13 protein-coding genes are annotated in these 8,448 nt (G+C 75.4%); 10 read left to right on the top strand and 3 right to left on the bottom strand.

The features are described from left to right. The 4 genes from G6R25_RS18525 to G6R25_RS18515 form a co-directional block, all read left to right on the top strand. The coding region (locus G6R25_RS18525; RefSeq protein ID WP_163553985.1) for a hypothetical protein at positions 1-265 on the top strand (265 nt) is incomplete at its 5' end. Between the two features lie 47 nt (positions 266-312). Beyond that, positions 313-981: a hypothetical protein gene (locus tag G6R25_RS18520; protein ID WP_136447690.1), complete on the top strand. Its 669-nt coding sequence runs from the start codon at positions 313-315 to the stop codon at positions 979-981. Between the two features lie 91 nt (positions 982-1,072). Then, positions 1,073-1,249: a hypothetical protein gene (locus tag G6R25_RS25410; protein ID WP_175084432.1), complete on the top strand. Its 177-nt coding sequence runs from the start codon at positions 1,073-1,075 to the stop codon at positions 1,247-1,249. A 40-nt stretch (positions 1,250-1,289) separates the two neighbouring features. Continuing rightward, positions 1,290-1,880: an NUDIX domain-containing protein gene (locus tag G6R25_RS18515; protein WP_163553984.1), complete on the top strand. Its 591-nt coding sequence runs from the start codon at positions 1,290-1,292 to the stop codon at positions 1,878-1,880. On the opposite strand, the gene G6R25_RS18510 is transcribed toward G6R25_RS18515, so the two are convergent. After that, positions 1,864-2,421 carry a hypothetical protein gene (locus G6R25_RS18510; protein ID WP_163553983.1) on the bottom strand — a complete coding sequence of 186 codons (558 nt, stop codon included), beginning with the start codon at positions 2,419-2,421 and terminating at the stop codon, positions 1,864-1,866. The genes G6R25_RS18515 and G6R25_RS18510 overlap by 17 nt on opposite strands. On the opposite strand from G6R25_RS18510, the gene G6R25_RS18505 reads away from it, so the two are divergent. Together G6R25_RS18505 and G6R25_RS18500 are read left to right on the top strand one after the other, a co-directional pair. Beyond that, positions 2,408-2,596: a hypothetical protein gene (locus G6R25_RS18505; protein ID WP_163553982.1), complete on the top strand. Its 189-nt coding sequence runs from the start codon at positions 2,408-2,410 to the stop codon at positions 2,594-2,596. The genes G6R25_RS18510 and G6R25_RS18505 overlap by 14 nt on opposite strands. A gap of 106 nt (positions 2,597-2,702) precedes the next feature. Further along, the gene (locus G6R25_RS18500; RefSeq protein ID WP_235948994.1) at positions 2,703-3,185 is read left to right on the top strand and encodes a winged helix-turn-helix domain-containing protein; all 483 of its coding nucleotides are present in this window, start codon (positions 2,703-2,705) and stop codon (positions 3,183-3,185) included. Between the two features lie 40 nt (positions 3,186-3,225). Here G6R25_RS18500 and G6R25_RS18495 read toward each other — a convergent pair whose 3' ends face one another. Next, positions 3,226-3,498 carry a hypothetical protein gene (locus G6R25_RS18495; protein WP_136447685.1) on the bottom strand — a complete coding sequence of 91 codons (273 nt, stop codon included), beginning with the start codon at positions 3,496-3,498 and terminating at the stop codon, positions 3,226-3,228. A 45-nt stretch (positions 3,499-3,543) separates the two neighbouring features. Between G6R25_RS18495 and G6R25_RS18490 the strand changes: the two genes are divergently transcribed. The 4 genes from G6R25_RS18490 (at position 3,544) to G6R25_RS18475 (ending at position 6,762) form a co-directional block, all read left to right on the top strand. Continuing rightward, positions 3,544-4,089, top strand: a complete 546-nt coding sequence (locus G6R25_RS18490; RefSeq protein ID WP_136447684.1) for a DUF6197 family protein — start codon at positions 3,544-3,546, stop codon at positions 4,087-4,089. Next, entirely contained in the window at positions 4,086-4,601 is a 516-nt protein-coding gene (locus G6R25_RS18485; RefSeq protein ID WP_163553980.1) for a Pycsar system effector family protein, read from the top strand. Before G6R25_RS18490 ends, G6R25_RS18485 begins: the two co-directional genes overlap by 4 nt. After that, positions 4,598-5,068, top strand: a complete 471-nt coding sequence (locus tag G6R25_RS18480; RefSeq protein ID WP_163553979.1) for a WDGH domain-containing protein — start codon at positions 4,598-4,600, stop codon at positions 5,066-5,068. Before G6R25_RS18485 ends, G6R25_RS18480 begins: the two co-directional genes overlap by 4 nt. A gap of 449 nt (positions 5,069-5,517) precedes the next feature. Further along, positions 5,518-6,762 (top strand): MarR family transcriptional regulator, encoded by a 1,245-nt coding sequence (locus G6R25_RS18475; RefSeq protein WP_235948992.1) that lies wholly within the window; start codon positions 5,518-5,520, stop codon positions 6,760-6,762. A gap of 794 nt (positions 6,763-7,556) precedes the next feature. On the opposite strand, the gene G6R25_RS18470 is transcribed toward G6R25_RS18475, so the two are convergent. Then, the gene (locus G6R25_RS18470) at positions 7,557-8,327 is read right to left on the bottom strand and encodes a plasmid pRiA4b ORF-3 family protein (protein ID WP_163553978.1); all 771 of its coding nucleotides are present in this window, start codon (positions 8,325-8,327) and stop codon (positions 7,557-7,559) included. Between the last annotated feature and the right edge of the window lie 121 nt (positions 8,328-8,448).

Here is an 8,448-nt window from a genome sequence, read left to right as displayed (position 1 = left end):
GGGCCCGGTCAGCTGGACCTGGCCGCTGCACACCCCCCACCGGAGCACCGCCGGCGAGCGCCGCGCCGCCGAGACCCGCGCGGCGCAGCGCGCCGCCGGCCGGCGCCTGGCCCTCGCCGAGGCCGCCGTCGCCGGGCTCATCGTCGGCGCCATCGCGGGGGCGGCCTGGCCGTGGCTCGCCTTCGCCGGCGCCGTCGCGATCCTCGCCGGCGCGAGCTGGGCGCACCGCCGGCACACCCTGCCCCAGCCGGACGCGGACGACTGAGACGCCCGGCCGCATCAACCCCACCCACCACCCGAGAGGACACCCCGATGACCGCTCCCACCATCCCGGCCGCGCCCACCGTGACGATCGGCACCGACCCCACCGGCGCGCCCGTCACGATCCCCACCGGCGGGATCCTCATCACCGGCGACAACGGCACCGGCAAGACGGTGCTCGCGACCCGGATCGCCGCCGCCCGCACCACCCGACCCCACGCCAGCGTGCTGTGGGCCGTCCACGACTGGGCCGTCCACGCTGCCGCCAGCGGCTGGACCCACCCGCTGGCCGAACTCGCCGACTGGAGCGCAGGCCGCAGGCCACAGGCCGCCCGGATGCTCGACACCGCCCACAGCGTCGTCCGCGCCTCCCGCCACACCCCCGACACCGCCCGGCTCCTGCTCGCCGTCGACGCCGAGTACCTGCTGCCTGAGGGCTGGACCGACCACGCCGCACCCCTGGCCACCGCCGGCCACGGCCACGGCCTGGACCTGCTCCTGATCACCGACCGGCACGGTCTGCTGCACCTGCCCGACGCCCTGGGCCGCGAGATCCCGACCCGGATCTCGTTCCGCCAGACCGACCCGCGCGCCGCCGCCCGGGCCGCCGACCTGCTCGGCCTGGACAGCCCCGACGCCTTGCGGGACCTGCCGCACGTCGGCGCCGCCTACGTCCGCTACCCCGGCGCCGACCCCGTCCTGGTCACCATCCCCGCCTGACCACACCTCGCCACATCCGAGTCCAGCACGAACACGAGAGAGGACACAGCCATGGCACGCAACATCGCGAGCGGCAACGGACAACGTCCCGGTGCAGGTCGGCCGCGTCCTGGGCCGCAGCCGCAGCGCGCAGGACGACGCCACCCCGCCGCCGGCCAGCACCGGCCAGGACGACGCGCCCACCACGAACACGAACATCCGCAGCGGCAACGCCCGCGTGGGCCGGCAGGCCGACGTGATCGACGGCGGCCTGACCATCCGTCTCTAACCCACCCCATGCCTAACCACCACGACCGAGAGGACCTGATATGACCGAGACCACCGAGACCACCCGGTTGACCGCCGACGTGGTCGCGCTGTCCGACCGCGGCGGCGTGCCGCACGTGCTGCTGATCCGCCGCGGCTGGCCGCCCTACACCGGGATGTGGGCGCTGCCTGGCGGCCACATCGACGCCGGCGAGACGGCCGAGGACGCGGCCCGCCGGGAGCTGGCGGAGGAGACCGGGCTGCACGCCGAGGACCTGACCCTGGTCGGCGTCTGGGCCGACCCGGGCCGCGACCCGCGCGGCCGCTACGCGAGCTGGGTCTACCGGACCCACCTCTACGACCTGCCGACGCCGACCGCCGGCGATGACGCCGCCGCGGCCGAGTGGGTCCCGGCCGCGGCGGCGCTGGCCGAGGGCCTGGCGTTCGACCACTCGGCGATCCTGCGCGCCGCGCTCGTCCCCCAGGCTGTCCTGACCGAGCTGACCGAGCTGACCGGGGTGCTCGACGAGATCGACCACCCCGGCGACATCAACATCTCCGACGTCGACGCCCGTCTGTTCGGCACGGCCGTCGACGCCGACGGCACCGAGATCGCCTGGACCGCCACGATCACCGTCACCCCGACCCGCTGACCTCCGCCGCGGCCCCCTGCCGCACTCCATCCACCAGACCCACCAGTACGACCACGAGAGAGGACACACCATGATCCGCATCAGCATGACGGTCCTGCGGGACCTCGCCCTCACCGCCGGCGCCCTCGGCGTCGCCGCGATGGCTGCCCAGGAGCTGGACCGGCTCACCCGCCCGGGCGCCGCCGAGCTGCCCCCGACCCGCCACGGCTGGCTGCGCACCCTGGACGGGATGTCCGGGGACCGGGCCCGCCGGCTGCGCCCCGCGACCGACGTGGAGGCGGCGGCGTCCGCCGCGTCGCGGGCCGCCGGAGACGGCGGATGGATCGCCCTCGCCGGATCCCGGATCCTGCCGCTGACCGACCCGCAGGTCCTCGCTCGCGCCGGCGAGTACTCCGCGACCGAGCGGATCGAGGTCGCCTACGTCGACGCCGACGGCCAGGCCGCCGAGCTCGCCCGCGGACTGTCCGCCGCCGCGGGTCGAGGTGGTCCGCCAGCACCGGGCGGCGGCCGCGGCCTGGGTCGCCCGTGTGCTGGACCCCACCCCGGCCGACGCCATCGCCGCCGGCGAGCTGCTCGACGAGGACGACGCGCTGCTCGACGAGGACGAGACCGGCCTCGTCCAGGGCGACGACGTCGACGGGTCGGACGACGGGACGGACCACACCGACGTCCCCGCCGGCGAGACCTCCGCGGACTACGCCGACAGCAGCATCTGAGTACGCCCCCGGCGCGGCGTCCATGCCTGTCAGCAACCGCCGCGCCGGGGCCCCTCACCCGCTCCAACCAGCAGAGACCAGCAGAGAGAGACGAGAGGCCCCCATCATGACCGCTCCCATTCCGATCCGCACCCTCCCGCCCGCTCCGGCGGGCCGTGTCAGCGACCTCGCCGCCGCGATGGACGAGCTGCGCGCGGAGATCGCCGCTCTCACCGCGGCGCTGCGTACCCTCACCCCCGCGGTGGCCGCGCCCACTGTCCCGTCGGCCGCGGCGCTGCCGGCCCAGCCGCTCCGGTTCGCCGGTGGTCTCACGGTCGACCTCGCCGCCGGCGAGGCGTACCTCGACGGCGTTGCGCTGCGGTTCGCCCGCCGCGAGTACGAGCTGCTCGCCCATCTGGCCTGCCACCCCCGGCGGCTGTTCACCCGGGCTCAGTTCCTGGAGCAGGTCTGGGGCACCCGGTTCCAGGACCCGTCCACCGTCACCGAGCACATCCGCCGGATCCGTACCCGCATCGGCCTGCCGGTGATCACCACGGTCCGCGCCGGCGGCTACCGCTGGGACGCCCGCCCGCTGGAGACGTCCCGGTGACCGCCACCGCCACCTGGACGTGCTGCGGGCACACCGCCACCTACCCGACCGCGCTGACCGCGGCCACCGCGGCGCACCACTGCCGCCCCACCGTCTCGCCCCCCACGCCCGCACCGGTCACGCCGGTCGTCGAGCCGCGGCCCGCGCCCGCGGGGCCGGCTCTCACGGCCACGCCCGCCGAGACGCCCCCTGCGGCGCCGGCACCGGCGCCGACCATGCCGTCCTCCGAGTCGCAGCCGCCGCGCCCCAGGTGGCAGCCCGCGTCGGCCGCGCCGTCCCGCCCGGCCCGCCGGCGGCCCTGGGTCGCTGTCACCGGCGGGACCGCCGCCGGCACCCTCGCCCAGATCGGAGCATGACCATGACCACCGTTACCGACACCCTGGACGACATCGCGGTCACGGCCGTCCTCGTCCTCGCGCTGAGCACGCCCGGCGGCGTCACCGTCCCCGCCGCCGCGGCCGCGCTCGGCCGCGCCGAGGCGTGGGTGCGCTGGCAGGTCGGCGCCGACAGGCCCAGCGACACCATCACGGCCGTCGAGGACCTGCGCACCGGCGCCATCCGCTACCGGTACGCCCACCTGGTCGTCACCGACACCACCCTGATCGCCGGGGCGCTCATGGCCCTGACCGAGCACGGCTGGACCCAGGGCACGCACGAGGACGCGCTCGACCGAGTCGACATCACCGGCGCGCTGCGCCTGGCCGCCGGCGTACATCCCGAGGAGACGCCCGACGACCCGCACATCCTCGACGCGCTGCTCGCCGCCGAGGACCGCCTGGCCGGCGAGCTCGGCCACGGCCCGACCGCCGTCGACGCCGGCGAGACCGTGGCGGCCTGGCAGGACGACCCCACCCGCACCATCGACGAGATCCGCGCGCTGCTGACGACGGCGGCCACCCGATGACCGCCCCGGCCGCCGACGGCCTGGCGCTGCTCGCCGAGCTCGACCGGCAGCACGCCGCTGTGCGGGAGGAGCTCGGCCGGGCCAACGCGACCGCGCTGGGCGTCGCGGGCGCGGCCGCGACGCTCGCCGCGGTCGGCCTGGCCGCCCTGATGGCCGGGGACTGGACGCCGGCTAGTCTGCCCACCGCCGCCCAGGCGGTGTGGTGGACCGCGGTCCTCGCCGCCGCCGGCGGCCTGGCCCTGCTCGGCTCCGCGGTCCTCCCTCGTCTCGCCCCGCGGGAGGCCGGGCCGCCGACGTCGTGGGGGCCGATCGCCGCCTACGACCAGGACGACGACCTGGCACAGGCCCTGACCGCCCAGGCCCTCGACCCGACCGCCCGCGTCGCCCATCTACGCGCCCTCGCCCGGATCGCACGCATCAAATGGGCCCGGATCCGCCAGGCGCTACTCGCCTTCGCCGGCGCCGGCGTCCTGCTCACCGCCCGGGCGCTCGGTACGGCGGTCCTGCGATGACCGGGGTCGACGAGCGGGCGCTCTACCGCGACCGCGCGTTCCTGATCGCCGTTCTGGCCGCCGGTTTCGAGACGCACTGGGCCGAGCCGGACCCGGCCGACCCGTACGCCGCCGACTACCGGCTGATCTGCCTGCACACCCCGGCCGGCCAGCTCACCTGGCACATCCACCCCGACGACGCCGGCCTGTTCCCGGCCGACCTGCCGACCCGGCCGTCCGACTGGGACGGCCACACCACCACCGAGAAACAGCACCGGCTCGCCGCACTCGCGCACCCAGGAGGAGTCATGGCAAAGCGTCTGATCAGCAAGGACACCCAGGAAGCGGTGACCATCGCTGGGCCCGTGCTCTCCGACGGGCGGGTGCTCGTCCAGGACGGGGCTGGCTGCATCGCGGTGGTCAACGTCGCGGATCTGGCGGTCGTCGACGGCTCGAGCGACGACGCCGGCCAGGACTCCCGCCGGTAACGACCCGTCCGCCCCCCGTCCCCGACACCAGACAGGCAGATGACAGTCATCACGACGACCCGAGGCCCGGCGGTCCCTGTGGGGAGGCCGGGCCTCGACATGTCCGACCGTGTCTCTACGGAAACCCACCGCCACGTCATGGGACGGGTGGGTGTGGGGGAGCCGCGTCCGGTATCGGCGGGTCTACGGCGTGGCGGCGTGATCGCCGTCCCCGGGCGCGGTAGGACTGACGGGCCCGACACGAACGTGTCGGGCCCGGACATGACGAAGGCCGCGCCTGGCAGCGCGGCCTCGTCCAAACTTCGCGGGGCCTGGCTTGGTGGCTGGCAGCCCCGCTTTGGTGACCATGACCATTGCAAGGCAACGATCGTGAATCAGGGTAGCAACCGCGCCCCGTCGCGTACACGTCTCCTGCACGTAGCGGCGTGTCGTACCTCCCGGATCGTCCCGTGACGCCCGGGACGGGTCCGTCGCTCGTGGTGGATGTGCGGGCGTGGGGGGCGTCGGGTCAGGCGGTTGCCGGTCGGCCCCGCCGGGACCTGTCCGCCCGGATCGCGGGGCTGCTCGCCGAGGGCGACGTCGATGGTGTCTACGACTCCCGGTCGGCGGTGGCGGCCGCGGTGGCGTTGGGCGCGGTGGCGGCGGGCTGGTCGCGGGAGGACTACGCCGCGGCGTTGCGGTCGGTGGCGCATGTGCCGGGCAGCGCGGGGGAGTGGGCGGAGCGTCCCGCACGCCGGGCCCGGCGCCGGTCCCCGGCGGATCAGGAACGGCGGATCGCGACCACGTGGCGCCGGGCGGTGGAGCGGTGGCATGCCCATCCGCCGGCGGTCGACCGGCCGAGTCTTGGCCTGGAGCTGGCGGAGATCCGCCATGCGATGGATCTGCATCCGGGCATGTGGGGGGGGCAGGCCGGGATGGGGAATCGGGCGGTGATGGAGGCGTTGCTCGGGATCGCCGAGCGGGCGGGCCGGTTGGATCCGACCGCGAGTATCCGTCAGATCGCCGAGCACACCACCGTCACCGACTCCACCGTGGACCGGGCCGTTGATCGTCTGGTCGAGCTCGGCTGGGTGCGCATCAACGCCGGCGCGGGGTTCGTCCTCGCCGGCGAGGAGGCCCCCGACGGCGGTCGTGCGGGGCGGGCGTTGGCCCGCCAGCTGCACCTGCTCATCCCTGCCGCTCTGCCGGCCGGCGTCGACCCGGACACCCTCGCCGACCCGGCGACCGGCGAGCTGCCCGCGCTGCGGCCGACGTCGGCCGGGGTCCACGACGTGTTCACCTGGCGGGGCCTCGGTGGGGTGGCGGGGACGCTCTACGCCCGTCTCGACCCGCGCCAGCCGGTCGCGGTTGGGCTGCTGGCGGCGCGCAGCGGGTTCGCCCGGGGCACGGTGCGCACCCATCTGCGCCGCCTGGCCGAGCATGGCCTCGCCGTTGCCACTGGCGGTGGGTGGGTCCGCGGCGCCGGCGACCTCGACCAGGTCGCCGCCGGGCTCGGCGTGGCCGGCACCCTCGCGCAGCGCGAGGAGCGCCACGAGGTGCAGCGGGCCCGGTACACCGCCTACATGACCATGTTCGCGAACCGTCGGGGCTGGCGCCAGCAGCGGGGGTTGTACCGGCCGGCCGGGCAGCAGCGGCTGGATATGCCGGTGCAGCGGTCCGGGGGGCCGCTGGTCGTGCCGATCCCGGCCGCCTGACCCCCGGTTCAGGGGACAACTCTGCCCCTCGGTGGGTCCCGCACGCCCGCCCACGATTCCCACCGGACACCCAAAACCGTTGCAGCACAGAGCATCTGACCGCGTGAGGCGTGGACGTCGTTGTGGCGGGGCTGGCGGCCGCCGCCGTGGCGGTCGGTCTGGGCCAGCGTCGACCCCGTTCCATCCCGGCGGCCGCGGCCGCCGGTGACGTCTGCGGGCCCGGAAACGACCCCCAGTAGCCCGTCGACGGGCCCCCGACCACCCCGGCGAACATCATCGGTGCAATTTCAGCGGTAGGTGGGGCATTAATTCTCACGCCGATGGCTAGGACCTAGTCGCCCCACCTGCAACCACCCCCGGCGCTGCCGTCGGGGCGGGGGGCAGCGGACGCCCGCCGGGGCGCTGGCGTACCCCGGACGCGGCCCTCGCCCCCCGGGCGGCACCCGCCCGGCCACGTACCGCGGTCCCCGACGATCCCGCCGGCGCGCCGCGCTCCCCGTCGTCCCGCGACCGGCCGCCTACCCCGACGTGCCCGCAGCTTCCGGTCGGACAGCACACCGCCCACGCCCCGCCGGGTGACCCGGCACGGCACCGCCGGCGGCCAGGATCAGCCGCACCCCGGGCTCCGTCACCACTCACTAAAAGTGATCTTGGTCGGGCGGGCGCGATGATCTTGTTTGTCGGTCGTCAGATGATCGGGGAATCCGGGGTGGGACGCAGATTTCGGCAGGATTGAACGCTAAGGATTGATCTTGGGTTTGTCCGTATCCCGGGTTAGTCAACGACGTTGACGATCATCCACGGCTTTCGATCATGGTGCGGGCGGGGCGGTCGGCCTGGTCGATTTCGGCGTCGAGGGCGCGCCGCGCGGTGTGGGCGGCGCGCAGCCGGGCCAGGGCGACGTCGACGCCGGCGGGCAGGGCGGCCGGGTCGGTCGGGGTGCCGGCGATGACGTCGAGGGCGGCGCGCACGGCGGCCGCCGGATCGGCCCGACCTGCCGCCCCCGGGGAGACAACCGTGGTTGTCGGTTCGGGGAGGGGTGGGCGGAGGTCGTCGAGGGCGGCGTCGGTGGCTGTCAGGTCGAAGGCGGCCGGGTCCCACCGGCCCCGGCCGAAATGCTCCCGGGCGTGCTGGTAGCGCCAGCCCTTGCGCGAGCGCAGGGCGCGTTGCAGGTCGTCGTAGCCGTGCGGGCCGCCGCTGTCCTCCGGGGGGCAGGCGCCGCGCCCGGCGGTGCAGCGCGGGTAGCGGACCCGGGGCGCCGGCCGGTGGATCTTCTCGAGCTCGACCTCGTGCAGCCAGTGGTCGCCGAAGCCGTAGACGTAGGCGAGCCGGCCGCCGACCGTGGGCAGCACCGCGGCCAGGGCGACGGTCTCGGCCTCGCCCTGGTGGCCGTACCGGTCCCAGCCGGTCTCGAAGGAGTGCAGGTGGTAGTCCTCCCAGCCCATCACGGCCTGCAGCACCCGGTGCAGATCGGCCAGCGTCGCCCTCGAGGGCACATGGACGCGGCGCCACACCGGCGGCGGCCCGACCTCGAGCAGGGTGACCCGGAGCTGGTGGATGCTCACGGCGATCACCGTAGCCACCGGTACCAGCCCCACCCCCGTGGACCAGTGGTGACCGCGGGGGCCGGATCGGGGGCCGTCACGGTCACCACGTGATGACCGTGCCCGTGGCGCCGGGGCGTCC

The sequence above is a fragment of the Candidatus Frankia alpina genome, assembly GCF_902806485.1.
GTDB lineage: Bacteria > Actinomycetota > Actinomycetes > Frankiales > Frankiaceae > Frankia > Frankia alpina.
The sequence above is the reverse complement of the archived record's forward strand: the minus strand, read 5'-3'. Positions and strand labels throughout refer to the sequence as shown.

Excerpts from the sequence above, each read along its gene's own strand:
- G6R25_RS18520 (WP_136447690.1), top strand. The coding sequence starts at position 313 with ATGACCGCTCCCACCATCCCGGCCGCGCCCACCGTGACGATCGGCACC.
- G6R25_RS18515 (WP_163553984.1), top strand. The coding sequence starts at position 1,290 with ATGACCGAGACCACCGAGACCACCCGGTTGACCGCCGACGTGGTCGCG.
- G6R25_RS18500 (WP_235948994.1), top strand. The coding sequence starts at position 2,703 with ATGACCGCTCCCATTCCGATCCGCACCCTCCCGCCCGCTCCGGCGGGC.
- G6R25_RS18490 (WP_136447684.1), top strand. The coding sequence starts at position 3,544 with ATGACCACCGTTACCGACACCCTGGACGACATCGCGGTCACGGCCGTC.
- G6R25_RS18485 (WP_163553980.1), top strand. The coding sequence starts at position 4,086 with ATGACCGCCCCGGCCGCCGACGGCCTGGCGCTGCTCGCCGAGCTCGAC.
- G6R25_RS18480 (WP_163553979.1), top strand. The coding sequence starts at position 4,598 with ATGACCGGGGTCGACGAGCGGGCGCTCTACCGCGACCGCGCGTTCCTG.